Annotated in this window: 19 protein-coding genes; 12 read left to right on the top strand and 7 right to left on the bottom strand. The window is 37.0% G+C overall.

What is annotated here, in order from left to right; genetic code table 11:
• Nucleotides 1-15: 15 nt before the first annotated feature.
• From GZ212_RS03160 to GZ212_RS03140, 5 genes are all read right to left on the bottom strand, one after another.
• Nucleotides 16-582 (bottom strand): hypothetical protein, encoded by a 567-nt coding sequence (locus GZ212_RS03160; RefSeq protein WP_166957179.1) that lies wholly within the window; start codon nucleotides 580-582, stop codon nucleotides 16-18.
• Nucleotides 583-622: 40 nt separating this feature from the next.
• Nucleotides 623-2392 carry a DNA mismatch repair protein MutS gene (locus GZ212_RS03155; protein ID WP_166957177.1) on the bottom strand — a complete coding sequence of 590 codons (1770 nt, stop codon included), beginning with the start codon at nucleotides 2390-2392 and terminating at the stop codon, nucleotides 623-625.
• Between the two features lie 84 nt (nucleotides 2393-2476).
• Nucleotides 2477-3232, bottom strand: a complete 756-nt coding sequence (locus tag GZ212_RS03150; RefSeq protein WP_157492083.1) for a succinate dehydrogenase/fumarate reductase iron-sulfur subunit — start codon at nucleotides 3230-3232, stop codon at nucleotides 2477-2479.
• Nucleotide 3233: 1 nt separating this feature from the next.
• Nucleotides 3234-5246: a fumarate reductase/succinate dehydrogenase flavoprotein subunit gene (locus tag GZ212_RS03145; RefSeq protein ID WP_053971029.1), complete on the bottom strand. Its 2013-nt coding sequence runs from the start codon at nucleotides 5244-5246 to the stop codon at nucleotides 3234-3236.
• An 11-nt stretch (nucleotides 5247-5257) separates the two neighbouring features.
• The gene (locus tag GZ212_RS03140; protein ID WP_053971028.1) at nucleotides 5258-5932 is read right to left on the bottom strand and encodes a succinate dehydrogenase cytochrome b subunit; all 675 of its coding nucleotides are present in this window, start codon (nucleotides 5930-5932) and stop codon (nucleotides 5258-5260) included.
• Nucleotides 5933-6145: 213 nt separating this feature from the next.
• Between GZ212_RS03140 and GZ212_RS03135 the strand changes: the two genes are divergently transcribed.
• Entirely contained in the window at nucleotides 6146-7438 is a 1293-nt protein-coding gene (locus GZ212_RS03135) for an aminopeptidase P family protein (RefSeq protein ID WP_166957176.1), read from the top strand.
• Nucleotides 7439-7490: 52 nt separating this feature from the next.
• Here GZ212_RS03135 and GZ212_RS03130 read toward each other — a convergent pair whose 3' ends face one another.
• Nucleotides 7491-8813, bottom strand: coding sequence for an aspartate kinase (locus GZ212_RS03130; protein WP_166957175.1), 1323 nt, complete (start codon nucleotides 8811-8813; stop codon nucleotides 7491-7493).
• A 106-nt stretch (nucleotides 8814-8919) separates the two neighbouring features.
• On the opposite strand from GZ212_RS03130, the gene GZ212_RS03125 reads away from it, so the two are divergent.
• From GZ212_RS03125 to GZ212_RS03110, 4 genes are all read left to right on the top strand, one after another.
• Nucleotides 8920-9576, top strand: a complete 657-nt coding sequence (locus GZ212_RS03125) for a hypothetical protein (RefSeq protein ID WP_053971025.1) — start codon at nucleotides 8920-8922, stop codon at nucleotides 9574-9576.
• Nucleotides 9577-9632: 56 nt separating this feature from the next.
• The gene (locus tag GZ212_RS03120; protein ID WP_166957174.1) at nucleotides 9633-10409 is read left to right on the top strand and encodes an alpha/beta fold hydrolase; all 777 of its coding nucleotides are present in this window, start codon (nucleotides 9633-9635) and stop codon (nucleotides 10407-10409) included.
• A 60-nt stretch (nucleotides 10410-10469) separates the two neighbouring features.
• Entirely contained in the window at nucleotides 10470-10742 is a 273-nt protein-coding gene (locus GZ212_RS03115) for a hypothetical protein (protein WP_053971023.1), read from the top strand.
• A gap of 66 nt (nucleotides 10743-10808) precedes the next feature.
• Nucleotides 10809-11033 (top strand): hypothetical protein, encoded by a 225-nt coding sequence (locus tag GZ212_RS03110; protein WP_166957173.1) that lies wholly within the window; start codon nucleotides 10809-10811, stop codon nucleotides 11031-11033.
• A 2-nt stretch (nucleotides 11034-11035) separates the two neighbouring features.
• Here the strand turns inward: GZ212_RS03110 and thiL are convergent, their stop codons facing one another.
• Nucleotides 11036-12076: a thiamine-phosphate kinase gene (gene thiL / locus GZ212_RS03105; protein WP_166957172.1), complete on the bottom strand. Its 1041-nt coding sequence runs from the start codon at nucleotides 12074-12076 to the stop codon at nucleotides 11036-11038.
• Between the two features lie 154 nt (nucleotides 12077-12230).
• Between thiL and GZ212_RS03100 the strand changes: the two genes are divergently transcribed.
• The 7 genes from GZ212_RS03100 to sufB all read left to right on the top strand — a co-directional run bounded on the left by GZ212_RS03100 (nucleotide 12231) and on the right by sufB (nucleotide 19180).
• Complete coding sequence (locus GZ212_RS03100; protein ID WP_166957171.1) at nucleotides 12231-13517, top strand: choice-of-anchor B family protein; 1287 nt, start codon at nucleotides 12231-12233, stop codon at nucleotides 13515-13517.
• A gap of 7 nt (nucleotides 13518-13524) precedes the next feature.
• On the top strand, nucleotides 13525-14856 hold the full coding sequence (locus tag GZ212_RS03095; protein ID WP_166957169.1) for a hypothetical protein: 1332 nt from the start codon (nucleotides 13525-13527) through the stop codon (nucleotides 14854-14856).
• Complete coding sequence (locus GZ212_RS03090) at nucleotides 14853-15617, top strand: MbnP family protein (protein ID WP_166957167.1); 765 nt, start codon at nucleotides 14853-14855, stop codon at nucleotides 15615-15617. Before GZ212_RS03095 ends, GZ212_RS03090 begins: the two co-directional genes overlap by 4 nt.
• 10 nt (nucleotides 15618-15627) lie before the next feature.
• A complete protein-coding gene (locus GZ212_RS03085) occupies nucleotides 15628-16701 on the top strand; it encodes a cytochrome-c peroxidase (protein WP_166957165.1) in 1074 nt (357 codons plus the stop codon).
• 142 nt (nucleotides 16702-16843) lie between these two features.
• On the top strand, nucleotides 16844-17269 hold the full coding sequence (locus GZ212_RS03080) for a DUF4251 domain-containing protein (protein ID WP_206080367.1): 426 nt from the start codon (nucleotides 16844-16846) through the stop codon (nucleotides 17267-17269).
• A gap of 114 nt (nucleotides 17270-17383) precedes the next feature.
• Nucleotides 17384-17713, top strand: coding sequence for an iron-sulfur cluster assembly accessory protein (locus GZ212_RS03075; protein ID WP_053971016.1), 330 nt, complete (start codon nucleotides 17384-17386; stop codon nucleotides 17711-17713).
• Nucleotides 17714-17731: 18 nt separating this feature from the next.
• Nucleotides 17732-19180, top strand: a complete 1449-nt coding sequence (gene sufB / locus GZ212_RS03070; protein WP_166957161.1) for a Fe-S cluster assembly protein SufB — start codon at nucleotides 17732-17734, stop codon at nucleotides 19178-19180.
• Nucleotides 19181-19192: the final 12 nt, after the last annotated feature.

The raw sequence follows: 19192 nt of genomic DNA, 5'->3' as shown, positions 1-19192 counted from the left end.
AATAAGAGGAGCCTGCTATTCTTTAATTTTAAAGGAATCTATTATAGCATTTATATCGTCTAAACTTTTATCAAAATTAGAACTTAAAACTTGGTAACTCAGAATATAATCTTGTCCAAGATAATTAAATAAAACCTTCAACCTAACTACTTTTTCACCTTGCTGAATAGAATTTTGATAGATAATATAATATTTACCATAAATACCATGTTCCGCTGAAGAAATTTTCGGATTATAAATGGAGCCTCCATTTAAGCCGAAAACATGTTTTTTCAAAGATTCCTCAACATCATTACTTTTATAAGTCGCGTTATCATAGCAAGCCACTGTTAGGTAATTTTGGTAATAGTTTTCATCTAATCTAAATACAGTTTTAGGTGAAAAAGATAAGATATCGTGAAAACCTAGGTAAGCACACCAATTTTCGGGCAAGTCTAACTCATATTTTTTTTGAGCCATTTGCTGATCCAGCATAGTAGGAGTTAAACAAATATAATTCGCAATTTTTTTGGAATTAGATTGAGAATAAGATATTGCTGTGAAGCCAATAAAAAATAAAAAGCCCCTAATAATTAATTTCATAATAAGTGGTTCAAAATTAAATTTAGCCTTTTCTATAAAACTACACAATCTCCATCTTCTTCAATAAAAAACTGGCGTTCATATTTTGACAGATTCCCTTTTTCAGTTTGTAATCAAAAAAGAGTTCTTCATTGATGATTTGGGCATCAAAATAATAGTTTTTAACCGGCTCCAAATCCTTTTCAATCTCACACAAGCTAAGGTCATGTGTTGCGATAATACCAGTAGCATCTGAAGCCACCAATTTCTCAACAAACTTTTTAGAGCCAATAGCCTTATCAGTACTATTGGTCCCTTTCAAAATTTCATCCAGGATAATAAAATAGGGCTGCTCTTTAATGGCATCCACAATAAACTTCAATCTAGTAAGTTCGGAAAAGAAATAGGAACTATCATCGGTTAAAGAATCACTGGTTCGCATACTGGTTATCAATTTAACCGGATGGTACTGGCTAGATTTGGCACAAACTGGCAAACCCATATTGGCCATTACGATATGAAGTGAAACGGTTCTTAAAAAGGTACTCTTCCCAGCCATGTTAGCACCAGTGACTATAAAAAATTGTTCCTGATTTATTTCAAGATCGCTATCAACGCGTTTCTGCGCTAGCAATAAAGGATGACCAAGAGCCTCAGCCTTAATACAAGACCTATTATCTACAATCTCTGGATACACATAACTTGGATGATTGAAAGCAAAATTTCCTAAGGAATTATAAGCGTCAAAAAACGTTACCGCTTCAAACCAATGAGCCACTGTTTGGTGATATTGATGAATCCATTTTTCAATCTTATAACTATTTTTAAGATCGGTCAAAAACAATCCATTTCCAAAAATGGCGCCTATCATGTTATTTCGATTATCTAAGGCATCCAAGTGTTTGGAAAATTGACTAAAAATAGCCGAAGCCTTTTCTTGGTGGCTTTGAATTTGCTGTTGTTTGGCCAGAAGCATTTCAGATGAAAAAGATTCATTTTCTATCTTATTTAGAAGCAATGCATACTGCCTAAAAGTTTCCTTTACCTTATCAGAATTGGAAGCTAAGACATTTATTTTCTTCAAATATTTCCCTGTAATCCCTAGTCCTAACATTAACCAATATCCAAAAAAAGTCAAATGGCTATAATCATAAGCCGACCAAACAAGTAAACTTATAGAGCCCAACGCAAAAACAGTTGGAAACCACCTCATCATGGCTGGTACAAAGCTTTGATGCTCCTTTAACCATTTTAAAATTTGGTTGGCAGGAACCTCAACCTTAATTAAAGAGGCGATGGCTGCAAATTCCTGTCGCCATTCAGCCTTCTTATCTAATTCCTGAATCGCCTGTTGTTTGGAAATAATATTCTCAACATCATTAGCTTTTAACAAATGAGCTAGGGTTTCACTTCCCTCTTCCAGACGTGTTCGGTTAATAAATTGAAAAAAGGATCCCTTACCAAATAAATCTATGTCATAGGCATACTCATGAAAGTCATCATTAAAGCGTATTCCTTGATCCCGATGATGAAATTTGCCTTTACCTATTTCCAATTCTTCCTCATTAATTCCTACAAGAGCCTTGTGAAGATTCCGCTTTCTTTTAATGCGCATGTACTTTAAAAGAAGCAAACCGAACAAAGTGCTTCCAACCAAGAAAATTACGCCTGCCAATGGCAAGTTTTCAAAAAAGAAATAAACCCCTGCAACGGTCAATAAAAACACGGTTAACCTCAACATACTCAAAACATACATTTGTTTGTTGAGTGTTTCAACGCTTTGCTGATGGATTTTTAATTGCTGTTGATAAAAGTTATTTGGGTCTTTCATGAGGTCATCTGTTGACTATAGACAAAAACTCCCAAGCTTTCACTTGGGAGAATTCATATTTCTGTAATATTTTAAATCTAAATATTAGCCTTTCAAGGAAGCCTTTAAATACTCCCGGTTCATACGTGCAATATTCTCTAAAGAAATTCCTTTTGGACATTCCACTTCACATGCTCCAGTATTTGTACAGTTTCCGAATCCTTCTTCATCCATCTGTTTAACCATGTTTAATACACGTTCTGTAGCTTCAACTTGGCCTTGTGGTAACAACGCATATTGAGATACTTTGGCTCCAACAAATAACATAGCACTCGAGTTTTTACAACTTGCCACACAAGCACCACAACCAATACAGGTAGCGGCATCCATAGCCTCATCTGCCGCTTCCTTTGAAATAGGAATCGCATTGGCATCCTGAGTGTTACCAGAGGTATTTACTGAAATATATCCTCCCGCTTGTTGAATACGCTCAAAAGCTGTTCTGTCAACAACCAAGTCTTTAATTACTGGAAATGCTGTAGCTCTCCATGGCTCGATGGTAATAGTATCGCCATCATTAAACATACGCATATGCAATTGACAGGTTGTTACACCACGATCTGGTCCATGTGCCTCCCCATTGATATAAAGCGAACACATACCGCAAATTCCTTCACGGCAATCATGGTCAAATGCGACAGGCTCTTCACCTGAGTTTACCAATTGCTCGTTCAAAACATCCATCATTTCAAGAAAAGACATGTGTTCTGAAATATCATTAACTTTATAATCGACCATTTGACCCTTAGTATTTGAGTCTTTCTGTCTCCAAATTTTAAGTGTTAAATTCATAATGTCTATCTTATTTGTATGAACGTTGTTTTAGTTCAATATCTTTAAATTCCAATTGTTCTTTGTGTAAAACGGCATCAGCAGGCTCTCCTTTATATTCCCAAGCTGCTACAAAAGCAAAATCTTGGTCATTACGTTTAGCTTCTCCTTTTTGCTCACCACTTTCTTCAACAGACTCTTCTCTAAAGTGACCTCCACAAGACTCTTCTCTCATTAAGGCATCCTTAGCGAATAATTCACCTAGTTCCAAAAAGTCGGCCACACGTCCTGCTTTTTCCAATTCCGGATTCATTTCACTAGCACCTCCAGGCACTTTGACCTCTTTCCAGAATTCCTCACGAATTTGCTTAATCTCAGCCATAGCTTCTTTTAAACCTTGTTCGTTTCTAGCCATTCCAACTTTATCCCACATCACTTTTCCTAGTCGCTTGTGGAAATGGTCTACAGATTTGGTTCCATTGTTATTAATGAAGAAATCGATGCGATCTTTAACCGCTTTTTCAGCTTCATCAAATTCTTTGGTTTCCGTTGAAATTTTTCCTGTACGAATGTCATCCGCCAAATAATCTCCAATAGTGTATGGCAATACAAAGTAACCATCGGCCAAACCTTGCATCAAAGCTGAGGCTCCTAGTCTGTTTGCACCGTGATCTGAGAAGTTCGCTTCCCCAATGCAATAACATCCTGGAATGGTAGTCATCAAGTTGTAATCAACCCAAACACCACCCATAGTATAGTGGGTAGCTGGATAAATCATCATTGGCGTTTTGTATGGATTCTCATCAACGATTTTCTCATACATCTGGAATAAGTTCCCGTATTTCGCTTCAACGATTTTTTCTCCTAGCTCGGTAATTTTTGCTTTAGAAGCATCTTTAATATTGTGAATTTTAGCCTGCTCCTTACCGTAGCGCTCGATAGCTGAAGCAAAATCCAAATAAACAGCTTCTCCAGTTGCATTTACACCATAACCAGCATCACAACGCTCTTTAGCAGCACGGGAAGCTACGTCACGAGGTACTAAGTTTCCAAACGCCGGATAACGACGCTCTAAGTAGTAATCTCTTTCGTCTTCGGATAAATCGGTTGGCTTTTTACGACCTTCACGAATAGCCATAACATCGTCCATGTGTTTAGGTACCCAGATACGTCCATCATTACGAAGGGACTCAGACATCAAAGTCAATTTAGACTGGTAGTCTCCTGAACGTGGAATACAAGTTGGGTGTATTTGTGTATAACATGGGTTAGCGAAATAAGCGCCTTTTTTATGTATTTTCCAAGCTGCAGTGGCGTTACTTCCCATAGCATTGGTGGATAGGAAATAAACATTTCCATAACCCCCTGAGGCTATCACAACAGCATGCGCTGAATGTCTTTCAATTTCTCCAGTCACCAAATTACGGGCAATAATTCCTCTAGCCTTTCCATCAACAACAACAACATCCAACATTTCATGGCGGTTATACATTTCAATCTTACCACGAGCAATTTGTCGGTTCATCGCTGAATAGGCACCTAATAAAAGCTGCTGACCAGTTTGACCTTTGGCATAAAAGGTACGAGATACCAAAACACCACCAAATGAACGGTTATCTAAAAGTCCGCCATAATCACGAGCAAATGGAACCCCTTGGGCCACACACTGGTCGATAATGTTAGCAGATACTTCAGCCAAACGATATACATTAGCCTCACGAGAACGATAATCTCCTCCTTTTACAGTATCATAAAACAACCTGTAAGTTGAATCACCATCACCTTGGTAATTTTTAGCAGCATTAATCCCCCCTTGTGCCGCAATGGAGTGCGCACGACGTGGTGAATCTTGATAAGCAAATGCTTTTACATTATACCCTAATTCTGCCAAGGTTGCAGCGGCGGAACCACCTGCCAATCCTGTTCCAACCACAATCACATCAATATGACGCTTGTTTGCTGGGTTAACTAAATTGATTTTATCTTTATAAGTGGTCCACTTATCTTTAATGGGCCCCTTTGGTACTTTTGAATCTAAAGCCATATTAGAATTTTTTAGTGACTAAAATGATGGAATAATGCGATGAAAATAAATCCTACTGGAAGAATAATGGCATACGCCTTTCCAAATCCTTGTAACGCTTTTGTGTATTTATTATTAGCTCCAACTGATTGGAAAGCCGACATAAATCCGTGCAACAAGTGTAGGCACAAGAACACAAAAGCAATCACATAAGCTCCAACTCGTAATGGGTTTTCAAACTTATGAACTAGCTCTTCGTAATATCTAAAATTGCCATCAATATTGAGACCAGAAATATCTCCCTGAATGAACTTCGTATTAATCTCTGGCAACCAGAAATCAATAAAGTGAAGCACCAAAAAGGCAAGAATTGCCAATCCGCTATAAATCATATTACGGCTCATCCAAGTAGAATTTGCCCCACCATTGTTCTTGGCGTAACTAATGCTACGTGCATTTTTGTTTCTTAACTCCAAAACAAAGCCCATTACAAAGTGAAAAATAACACCTAAAATCAAGATTGGCTGCATTAAGAACTGCACCAATGGATTTGTACCCATAAAATGGGATGCTTGATTGAAGGCATCTTCACTGAATACGGAAACTAAGTTTACAGAAAAATGTAGTAATAAGAAAATCATTAGGAAGAAAGCCGAGAGAGCCATGGCAAATTTTCTTCCGATCGAAGAATGAAAGATTCCGCTCATTTTTGTAGTTTAATTTAAATACCCACAAAGATATACTACCGCTACAATTTAGGAAAATCTATGTCACTTTAAATAAGTATTTAGAATGATTTTAAACAATTAGCAATTATAAATCTTGAATCTTGAAAAAACATAAGGCCTTAAGATAAGTTTGGCTTCCATTTTTTTTATGACATTAAGCGTTTAAGTACCTTTGGAAAAAATAATTAAAAAATGAAATACTTACCTATAGACAGTCAGCTTTTCGTTCGAAATCGTAAAAAATTCACATCTGAGATGAAACCAAACAGTTTGGCGGTTTTCAACTCTAATGATATTTATCCCATAGGTGCGGATAGCACCATGCCATTTCAACAAGATCGTAATATTTTTTACTTAAGCGGCGTTGATCAAGAAGAAAGCATCTTGGTTTTATTTCCAGATTGCCCCAAAGAAAATCACCGTGAAATTTTATTTTTAAGAGAAACTAATGATCATATTGCTGTTTGGGAAGGTGAAAAATTAACCAAGGAAAAAGCGCTTGAAACCTCGGGCATCAAAACGGTTTATTGGCTTTCAGAATTTGAGAGAATTTTTAAAGAACTAATGTCTCAAAGTGAAACGGTTTACATCAATACTAATGAGCACTACAGAGCTAGTATTGAAACTCAAACACGTGAGGACCGATTCAATAAATGGTTAAAAGAAAAGTTCCCTGCCCATTCTGAAGCTAAAAGCAATCCTATTTTACAAAGGTTGCGTTCTGTAAAAGATCCTGTAGAAATCGCTTTGATTCAAGAAGCCTGTGATATTACAGAAAAGGCTTTTAGAAGAATTTTAGGTTTTGTTAAACCAGGGGTTTGGGAGTATGAAATTGAGGCAGAAATGATGCATGAATTTTTAAGAAACCGATCCAAAGGTTTTGCCTATACACCCATTATTGCATCTGGAAACAATGCCAATGTTTTGCATTATATAGAAAATAATAAGCAATGCCAGAATGGTGATTTAATTCTATTTGATACGGCTGCTGAATATGCCAATTATTCAAGTGACCTAAGCAGAACCATCCCTGTCAATGGAAAATTCACTGACAGACAAAAAGCCGTTTACAATGCGGTTTTGAGAGTAAAGGATGAGGCAACCAAATTATTGGTACCAGGAACATTATGGGCCGATTACCATGTAGAAGTTGGAAAAATTATGACCTCTGAACTTTTGGGACTTGGATTGCTGGATAAGGCAGATGTTCAAAATGAGAACCCTGATTGGCCTGCTTACAAGAAGTACTTCATGCATGGGACCAGTCACCACATGGGATTAGACACACATGATTATGGTATTTTAACCGAACCTATGAAAGCCAATATGGTTTTCACCGTAGAACCAGGAATTTATATCCCTGATGAAGGGTTTGGAATTCGTCTAGAGGACGATGTCGTTGTCCAAGAAAAAGGAGAGCCCTTAAACCTTATGAAGAATATTCCAATTGAGGTCGAAGAAATCGAAGCCTTGATGAATTCATAAATCAAAAAAGGATGGTTTAAAAACCATCCTTTTTTTTCACTTAATTCAGAACCTATACTAATTCAGGTTCAAATACATAACGATTTAGTTTCCTTAAGGTCTCTAATTTATCGCTTGTATTGATTAAAAGGGATATGTTGTTGTTACTTCCTCCGTAAGCTATCATTCTCACGTTGACATCCTGCATGATTTGGAATAATTTAGGGGTATCTGGGTGATACACGATATTATTTCCTACCAAACAAACAATAGTTCTATAACTATCTACTTCAACAGAACCTAACTTACTAAGTTCTTCTACAATTTCACGTATATAGGTGATATCATCAATCGTTAGTGACACAGCGATTTCTGATGTAGTTATCATGTCAATAGAGGTTTCATATTTCTCAAAAACCTCAAAAACTTTTTTCAAAAACCCATGAGCTAAAAGCATTCTACCAGATTTGATTTTAATAGCCGTGATATCATCTTTGGCCGCAATAGCTTTTATACCTTCTCCATGAATTTCATTGGTAATCAATGTACCATACGCTTTTGGTTCCATGGTATTTTTTAGCCTGACTGGAATATCCAGATCACGAACTGGCATCACTGTTTGGGGATGCAAGATTTTAGCCCCGAAATAGGCGAGCTCAGCTGCTTCATCAAATGACAAATTGGAAATGGCATGTGTGTCAGGCACATGTCTAGGGTCATTATTATGGAATCCATCAATATCTGTCCAAATTTGAACTTCTGTAGCCTTAATTGCCGCACCAATAATAGTTGCAGTATAATCACTTCCGCCACGTTGTAGGTTCGCTACATAACCCTCAGCATCCAAACAAATAAATCCTTGTGTAATATAGATATCGGCCGGTTCCGTTTCAGTCAAAATTCTATTCAAATTTTGTTTGATATAAAACATGTCAGGCTCATTGGTTCTATCGATTCTCATGAAATCCAACGCCGAAATTAATTGAGCATTGATTCCTTCCTGTTGTAAAAACCTACTAAACAAAAAGGTCGAAAGGAATTCTCCTTGAGCCACAATTTGATTATAGGATCTCTCTGTATAAAATTCTTGGGCACAGTCTTGAATGTTTTTAAAAATCCAACGAACGTATTGTTCGCTTTCTACAGCCAACATCTCATCTTCAAACAAATGAGAAATAACTTCGATGTATTTGGATCTTAAAGCATCGATAAGTGAAAGTGCTAATGAAGAATTCCCACCTTTTAATGCATTTGAAATTTCAACCAGCGCATTGGTTGTGCCAGACATAGCAGACAGTACAACCACTTTTTGCTGTCCATCATTAATGATGTCTTTAACATGGGACATGTTCTCAACAGACCCAACAGACGTTCCTCCAAATTTAAGTACCAACATGGTTTCTAGTAATTTAATGGCGCTAAATTATTCATCGAACTCCTAATAAACATTATAAATAAAAAATTTAGTCTAATTTTGCACATAATGTTAATTATTTAACAAAATGAAAACAACAGCATCTTGTGTGGAAGAAATTTTGGCTAACCAACCCTTTTTGGAAGAAGCGCTCCATAGAAATATCGTAAACTTTTCTGCTTTAGCAGAGGAATTAAAACCCCAAGTAGAAAGCATGCTTAAAAAAAACATCAAATCGGGAGCCATTATGATGGCACTTAGAAGGTATCATGCGCCTTCTAACATTGGAACAACCCCAAAATTGAAACAAGCTATGAAAAGCCTTGGAGACATTACGGTACGTTCTGACCTCAGCGATTTCACATTTCAGAATTCACCATCCCTAATAAATAGTCATTCAAAAATTTTAGAGCAAATAGATAATTCTCCAAATATTTTCTATGCCTTTACAAGAGGTATCTTAGAAAGCAATATCATTATTTCCAGCTCCCAATCAGAAAAAATAATGAGTTGTTTTAAAAATGAAAAACAAATAGGTCTCAATAAAAACTTGTCTGCCATTAGCATTAACCTCCCAGTCAACAATTCAAGAATACCCGGTTTGTATTATCAAATATTTAAAAGACTCGCTTGGGAGGGCATATCTTTATACGAAGTCGTTTCTACTACCAACGAATTTACCGTTTTGGTTGAAGACGATTTGGTAGATCGCGCCTTTTCAGTAATTAAAAATTTAAAATCTTAATTTTAAACAACTCAATTAATATAACACCCTTTATCTTTGCATTATAACCCTCTTAGATGATTTATAATTATAAGAATGTCGCTATAAACTATACGGATAACGGTGAAGGAAAAACTGTCGTGCTACTGCATGGTTTCTTGGAAGACCTTACGATATGGAAAGAAATTGCATTGGTTATTTCCAAAACACATCGTGTGATAGCTATTGACTTATTCGGTCACGGTAAGACCCCTTGCTTGGGCTATATCCATACCATGGAAGATATGGCCAAGTCTATAAATGCTTTATTAAATCATTTAAACATTAAGGACGTAGTAATTATTGGACATTCTATGGGAGGCTATGTTTCTTTGGCTTTTTCAGAATTATTCCCTTCCAAAGTTAACGGCATAGGGTTGGTGAATTCAACTTCAGAACCAGATTCAGAAGAAAAAAAGCAGAATAGAGATCGAGCTATTAAGGCAGTTAAACATAACCAACAGACGTTTGTTGGCATGTCTGTAGCCAATTTATTTGCTCCAGAGAACAGGGAACGCTTCCAAAACGAGATTTTCCAAATTAAAAAACAGGCCTTAAAAACGCCCGTTCAAGGAATAATAGCCGCATTGGAAGGGATGAAAATAAGACCTAGCCGCACTGACTTTTTTAAATCATTAGAATGCAAGAAAATGATTGTTATTGGTCAACATGACCCTGTAATGAATCCAAAATCAACACGTCAACTCTTTGAAAATTCGGATGTTGAGATTTTGGAATTAAGCGGTGGACACATGAGTTACATAGAGAATTTGGAAGATTTATCTGACTTTATGGTGCATTTCATCGATTTTTAAATGCGTTTTGACTATTTTAAAGACATTTTTTCCTAAGTTAGGACACTAAATCTAACAGCCATGAATAAAAATGTCAACACCAACCGTTCATTTTCCATTACGAGAATGTATTGTGATTTGTTTGGACATCATTATGAAGTGTCTAAAAAAGTAACACAACACGTCAACGAATACACCTGTAAATGTTGTAAAAAGCAACTAACCACAAATAGCAATGGAAACCTTACTATTTTAACACCTAAATATAGGGAAATCAATAATTTACTAGAGGAAATGTATAGCAAACGTCTTCTACGTTTAAAAGAAAAAACCTTTTCAACCCAAATTTGCTAGTCGATTTATTCTAATTTTCGATTTTTTTTTATATACTTTGTCACGTCCTATGAACAAAGTATAGCTATGAAGAATTTTATTTGCTCCTTCGCTGGCCATGAATTCAGAGTGACCAAAGAAGTGACCACCCATGTTAAAGAATTTAAGTGCATTCATTGCAAAAAGGAAATGACCACCGGTGAAAATGGCCATCTCAGGCCATTAACAGATAAATACCGTGAAATCAATTCCATTTTGAATGATGTCCACAAAAAAAAGAAGGCGAAAAAGCGACGTTGCTTAACGGCTTAAATCTAAAAAGAATTCCAACCCTGGGCTTTTAATTCAATGCTCGTTCCTCCCCGAGTGATTAATTGCATCCCAGCTTCCTTTTCTTTGATAAAACCAACAACAGTAAAATTGGGATTTCCTTTAATTTTAGGGTAATCACCTTGATCAATTGTAAACAAAAGCTCATAATCCTCGCCTCCATTGAGCGCTATGGTGGTACTATCAATATCAAACTCTTCGCATGTTGAAATAACTTGCGGATCTAATGGGATTTTGTTTTCATAAAGCTCACAACCTACATTGCTTTGTTTACATAGGTGCATGGTCTCTGAAGACAAGCCATCACTCACATCAATCATTGAAGTTGGCTTTACATCTAAGGACTTGAATAACTCAATCACATCCTTTCTAGCCTCAGGTTTCAATTGTCTTTCAATGATATATGTATAAGGTTCTAAATCGGGTTGACTTTGAGGATTCACTTTAAACACTTCCTTTTCTCGTTCCAATACCTGAAGTCCCATATAAGCCCCTCCCAAATCTCCGGTAACAACAATTAAATCATTAGGTTTTGCACCTTTTCTATAAACCACATCTTTCGAATCTACTTCTCCAATAGCAGTAACAGAAAGAATCAATCCTGTCGTTGAGGAGGTTGTATCGCCTCCAATGACATCTACATTGTATATTTTAGCTGCAGTTTCAATTCCAGCATATAACGCCTCTAATGCCTCTAACGGGAATCTATTGGAAACAGCAAGCGATACTGTAATCTGAGTTGCCTTGGCATTCATGGCATAAATATCGCTCAAGTTAACCATAACTGCCTTATATCCTAGATGTTTCAAAGGCATATAGGCCAGATCAAAATGAACCCCTTCTACCAACATATCGGTACTTACTACCACTTGTTTCTTATCAAAATCTAGAACAGCAGCATCATCCCCAATTCCTTTGATAGACGATTTATTCTTAATTTCAAAATGTTTGGTCAAATGGTCAATTAATCCAAATTCTCCTAATTGCCCCAAATCTGTTTTACTTTGGTTTTTATCTTCAATCATACTGCAAAATTAAAACCCTACGATTAATTAATCCACGAAAACATGCAAAATATTGATTTTGACTACCTAATTGGAATAGAATATATAAGAACCTATCCTAATTTGAAAAAGCTTTGTATCTTTCCTCCTGATTTAAAAACAAAGCTTTACCCAAATGAAAAGAGCCCATTTAATCGCTACTGTGTTATGTGCCACTTTCATGTTCATTAGTTGTAACGAAGATGACATTGAACCCCTGAATGATCAAACCCCTATTGACGAAAATCCCATTGAAAATCCTGAAAACCCTGAAAATCCACCGTCATCTAATAATGACGCACAATTCCCTTGTGAGAATGGATTTGCAGATATTTATCCTTGCAATTCCTATGATTTGATGGCTCATATTAGCATAGAAATGTTAGCCGGCGCTTTAAATGCCGAGGGAAATGACTCTTGGGGTTGGACAGACCCTATCTCAGGGAAAGAATACGCTCTCGTATGCTCAACACATGGCACCGCTTTTGTTGATATTTCAAACCCTTCAGAACCTATATTATTAGGAAGGCTGGCAACAGCATCTTCTACAAGCTCCTGGAGAGACGTAAAAGTTTATAACAATTATGCCTTTATTGTAAGTGAAGCAGCAAACCATGGAATGCAAGTGTTTGACTTAACAAAGTTGAGAGATGTTGAAAATCCTCCTGTACAATTCACGGAAGATGCTCATTATTCTGGATTTGGTTCAGCTCACAATATTGTAATCAACGAAGAAAGTGGTTATGCCTATATCGTAGGTTCCAATGCGCCCAATTTATCGGGAGGACCACATTTTATTAATATTCAAAATCCTTTAAATCCAATAGGTGAAGGTGGCTTTTCTGGGGACGGCTATTCACATGACGCTCAAGTCGTATCTTATAATGGTCCAGACCAAGACTACCAAAATCATGAAATTTTAATCGGCAGCAATGCAGATAATGTGGTGCTTGTTGATGTAACAGATAAATCAAACCCAACCATTATTTCTACCGTAACTTACAACAACATTGGATATACGCATCAAGGATGGTTTACTGACGACATGACCTATTTTGTACTTGGAGATGAAATGGACGAAATGAGCTACGGGAATAACACCAGAACACTCATTTTTGATTTCACAGATTTAGACAATCCAAACCTATACTTCGATTATTTTGGCCCAACGGCTGCTATAGATCACAACGGGTATGTTAACGGCAATATGTTTTATTTGGCCAATTACAATGCTGGGGTGAGATTTGTTGACATTTCTGGAATAGGCTCACAATCCATGACGGAAGTAGGATTTTTTGATACCTACCCAGAAAACGATAATACAGGTTTTCATGGAGCATGGAATGTTTACCCCTTTTTCAATAGTGGTAACATCATTATAAGCGATATTGATCGTGGTCTTTTCATTGTAAAACATCAATAAGCAAAAAATGAAGCAAATTGGTCTACCCATACTTCTTATACTTCTTAGTTTTATTCTCCTTGGGTGTTCCGAAGAAAATTCAGCTTCGATAGACCCAGTGCTAGAAGAGACTTTGGAGATTACAACCTTGGGGGGCTCAAAAAATGAAAGTGGACAATCCATTATTCCTACATTGGATGGTGGTTATGCTATTCTAGGACATACCCAAAGTGCTGATGGAGACATTCAAGACAAGAACGAAGAAGGTTTTGATTTTTGGGTGTTGAAATTTAATGCCCTTGACCTGTTGGAATGGTCCAAAACTTATGGCGGAAGTGGCGATGACCGTGGTAATGGAATCATTCAAACCACAGATGGTGGTTACGCCATTATTGGTCATTCATCAAGTAGTGATTTAGATGTTTCCGAAAATGCAGGATTGCAAGACTATTGGCTGGTTAAATTAGATTCTCAGGGCAGTATCCTTTGGGAGCATTCTTTTGGCTACTCTGGTACAGACACTGGTCTTTCGGTTATTGAAACTACAGATGGTGGTCTTTTTATTTCTGGAATCTTGGATGTAACAGCATCGGGAGGTGCTGGAAACACAAATAAAGTACAGCATGCTGGAGGTGATTATTGGGGCTTGAAACTAAATTCTCTTGGAGATATAGAATGGAGCAAATATTATGGAGGCTCTTTTACAGACACTCCCTATGACATGGTAGAAACAGATGATAATGCCTTTATTCTGGTTGGCTCATCAGACAGTAATGATATAGATATTTCAAGCAATAAGGGGACCTATGATTTTTGGGTCATTAAAATTTCAAAAACCAATGGCGACATTATTTGGGAAAAATCACTTGGCGGATCTGAAATTGATGAAGCTCGAAACATCACCAAAACTACTGATGGTGCCTATTTGATTGTGGGCGATACGAGAAGTCAAGATGAAGATGTTTCATCAAATCATGGCGCAGCCGATCTTTGGCTTGTTAAAATAAGCTCCGAAGGCAATATCATGTGGGAAAAATCGTTTGGAGGTACAGGGTTTGATGCAGGAAGATCTGTTTTTAAAACTACCTCTAACACCTATATTATTTCAGGTAGTTCAAGGAGCATTAATGGTGATTTAAGCACCAACAATGGACAAAATGACGCTTGGTTAATGGAAATAGATCCAGAAGGCCTTGTTTTAAAGTCTTGGTCCATTGGCGGTTCACAAATTGATTACTTTTATGATGCCGTAAAACTAAATGATGGCAGAATTATTGCTGTCGGTGAATCAAGTAGTTCAGATTATGACATACCCGAAAACAAAGGATTTACAGATTTGTTAATTTTAAAAACCAAATGAAAAGATTATTAAGCTTTTGCCTGTGCCTTCTATTAATTTCTTGCTTTGAAGACAAGGATGATAACCTTGATCTATCAAATCTGGCAACTCCTACATTTAGGTTTACTCAAAATTGGGATGGAACCGATGTAAGCATTGATGATTTAATAACCACCCAATTCACTAATGCTCATGGCGAAACCTTAAATATTTCTAATCTTAGATATTTGATTTCGAAAATAGTTTTTGAAAATGCAGACGGTGATATTTTCATCTTGAACGATTACCAATTAGTAGATCTTTCAGACCCCAGTACGTCGCTTTTTAGTCCCGAGGGCTCTTTACCAGAAGGCCTCTATACTCTTAAATTTGTTTATGGATTCAACGAAATGGACAATATTGACGGCGCTTATCCGGAATTGAATTCAGTATCATGGAATTGGCCTCAAATGCTAGGTGGTGGCTATCATTTTTTACAAATGGATGGTATGTTTAACGTAGACACCACTATTGCGAGCCCTTACAATTATCACCATGGGACGGCTAAACTAAGTGATACAGAGTTTGAGCAAAACTTTGTCAATTTTGAGTTTACAAATAGCATTTTCATTTCCCATAATACAGAAATCGAAATTCAATTCAATTTGGCCGAACTTTTCAAAAACCCTAACCTTTGGGACCTAAATCAATATAGTAGTTCCCTCATGCCAAATTATGATGCCCAAAAAATGATGCAACAAAATGCAGCCACTGCATTTAGTATAGGACAGGTAACTAATTAAATAGGTTGACTTGAAAACTTTTTACAAGCTATTATTGTTAGGTTATATCATTTTAGGATGCTCCAATGATTCTTCAGAGGAATATGTTGACATCCCTGCCGGCCCAACACCATCACCCTTGAACATCCCTCAAATTTTTGAAAATCAATTAATTGATCCTATAATCCCTGCAGACAATCCACAAACGGAAGAAGGCATTGCCTTGGGAAAAAAATTGTTCTTTGACCCAATTCTATCCCTAGATTTTTCACAAGCTTGCGCAAGCTGCCATATGCCACAAAACAGTTTTACAGATAGCAACACCTTCAGCACGGGAGTCAACGGCGATTTAGGAATCAGAAATTCCATGCCGTTATTTAATTTGGCTTGGAATTTTGATGAACATTTTTTTTGGGATGGGCGCTCCTTCGGTTTGGAACATCAAGCCTCCCTACCAGTTGAAGACCCTACTGAAATGGCAAATACATGGGAGACAGTTGTAGACAGATTAATTAACCACCCTGAGTACCCCGAGTTATTTCAAGCCGCTTTTGGAAACGCACCCATCTCCCGTAACTTGGCAACCAAAGCCTTAGCCCAATTTGAAAGAACACTTATTTCTGCCAACTCAAAATTTGACAATTACTTTCTAGGCACAGCCAGCTTGACGCCACAAGAACAAAATGGTTTAGCTGTTTTTATGGATGAAGACCGAGGCGACTGCTTTCATTGCCACGGAAATCCAAACAATCCATTATGGACTGATAACGCTTTTCACAATAACGCATTAGACAGTACATTCTCAGATAATGGCTTGGGGGACATCACAGGAGATCCTGCCGATAATGGCAAATTCAAAACACCCTCACTCAGAAATTTAGCCTACACGGCGCCCTATATGCACGATGGCAGGTTTGCAACCTTAGATGAAGTAATCAATCACTATAGTGAAGGTCTTCAAAATTCACCTACTGTAGATCCACTTATGAAAACAGTAAACCAAGGCGGAGTGCAATTAACCGAACAAGACAAAGCGGACCTCAAAGCTTTTTTACTATCATTATCAGACCCAACCTTCCTTAACAACCCAGATTTCATTCCTTAAATTTCAAATCAATTCTTTCATTTTTTTGTAACTTGTTAATCTTAGAAACTGTATTAACATTGGTATGAAACATTGGGTATTACTGTTTTGTTTTCTTTGTGCTAACCCAGCATTTAAAGCATTTAGTCAAACAAAAAAAGAATTGAAACAACAAGCAAAAGAGCTTGCCTATGAGCAAACCAAAAAATTGGTGAAATCGGGTGAGTTTCAGTTTACAGGACAATGGTTAAATACCAGAAATGGCCGAAGGGTTGACCTTACTACAAACTATAATGAGTTAATAGTTAAACAAGATACCGTTACCGCTAGATTGCCCTACTTTGGAATTGTAAGAATGGCAGGGTCTACTAATGAAGGCATTCGTTTTGAGTCAACAGACACTTCTTTTGAAACAGAATTTAACGACAAAAAGCAAAGGATCATCATCAAGTTTAAGGCCCATGAAAAATCTGAAAATTATCAGATTAATTTAACCATAAGTGGTAAAGGATCTGCCACTATGTACGTAAGTAGTTCCCATCGCGATCCCATCACTTACAACGGTAGTATTTCAGAAATAAGGGAATGAATCCCACTATAATGATTGCCTATTAACCTATTTGCTAATATAATGTTAGGTTATGAGGTAAAACCCTACTTATATTGTATATTTGCATCCAATTTGGAAATTTTCTAAATAACTATGATAAAAGTATCTGATACAGCTAGAAAAAAAGTCGTTGAATTGATGACTGAAGATGGATTTGACTCTTCGGCAGATTTTGTGCGCGTAGGAGTTAAAAGTGGTGGTTGTTCTGGGTTATCATATGATTTAAAATTTGATAAAGAACAACTGGAGGACGATAAGGTCTTTGAAGATAATGGTGTGAGAATCATTGTTGACAAGAAGAGTTTTTTGTACCTTATAGGAACAACCTTAGATTACTCTGGAGGCCTAAACGGAAGTGGATTTGTGTTCAACAATCCTAATGCCAACAGAACCTGCGGTTGTGGTGAATCTTTTTCACTATAGTTTTTGAAGCGAGACATTATGGCTAAATATACTGAAGACGACTTAAGAGAAGAATTAAAAACCAAGGAATACGAGTATGGATTTTATACCGATATAGAATCTGACACGCTTCCTATAGGTTTAAACGAGGAGATAGTTCGTGCCATTTCAAAAAAGAAGAACGAACCTGAATGGATGACGGAATGGCGATTGGAATCCTACCGCGCTTGGACTCAAATGGAGGAACCCGAATGGGCCAATGTAACCTATAAAAAACCAGATTTTCAAGCCATCTCCTATTATTCAGCTCCCAATAAAAAGCCTAAATATGAAAGTTTGGATGAAGTAGATCCTGAATTATTGGAAACCTTCAACAAACTTGGTATTTCTTTAGATGAACAAAAAAAACTGACAGGTGTAGCAGTAGATGTGGTTATGGATTCAGTTTCTGTCGCGACTACTTTCAAGAAAACGCTTGCTGAAAAAGGCATCATATTCTGTTCCATTTCAGAGGCCATTCAAGAGCATCCAGAATTGGTTAAAAAATACATTGGAACTGTTGTACCTCAAAAGGACAATTTTTATGCTGCCTTGAACAGTGCTGTATTTAGTGATGGTAGTTTTTGCTACATTCCTAAAGGAGTAAGATGTCCTATGGAACTTTCTACCTATTTCCGAATCAATCAAGCTGGAACAGGACAGTTTGAAAGAACCTTGGTAATTGCAGACGAAGGAAGTTATGTAAGTTACCTTGAGGGTTGTACTGCACCTATGAGAGACGAAAATCAATTACATGCTGCTGTTGTAGAATTGATTGCCTTGGATGATGCGGAGATTAAGTATTCAACCGTTCAAAACTGGTACCCTGGAAATAGCGAAGGAAAAGGTGGTGTTTTCAACTTTGTGACCAAAAGAGGATTGTGCGAGAAAAATGCAAAAATCTCCTGGACTCAAGTAGAAACAGGTAGTGCCGTAACATGGAAATATCCTAGTTGTGTTTTAAAAGGTAACAATTCGGTAGGTGAATTTTACTCCATTGCCGTGACCAACAACTTTCAACAAGCTGATACTGGAACCAAAATGGTTCACCTTGGGAAAAACACCAAATCTACGATTATATCAAAAGGTATTTCGGCTGGAAAATCCCAGAACAGTTACCGCGGTTTGGTACAAATTAATTCTAGAGCAGAAAATGCAAGGAACTTTTCACAATGTGATAGTTTATTAATGGGTAATGAATGTGGGGCACATACGTTTCCTTACATCGAAGCAAAAAACAAAACTGCTCAGGTAGAACATGAAGCTACCACAAGTAAAATTGGAGAAGACCAAATTTTTTATTGCAACCAGAGAGGTATTGACACAGAAAAGGCCATTGCCTTAATTGTGAATGGATTCAGTAAGGAAGTATTAAACAAACTCCCTATGGAATTTGCCGTAGAAGCTCAAAAATTACTTGAAATCAGCCTTGAAGGTTCGGTAGGATAATCATAATTGTAA

Origin of the sequence: Mangrovimonas sp. CR14, assembly GCF_011764015.1 — a bacterium.
GTDB classification, from domain to species: domain Bacteria; phylum Bacteroidota; class Bacteroidia; order Flavobacteriales; family Flavobacteriaceae; genus Mangrovimonas; species Mangrovimonas futianensis.
The sequence above is the reverse complement of the archived record's forward strand: the minus strand, read 5'-3'. Positions and strand labels throughout refer to the sequence as shown.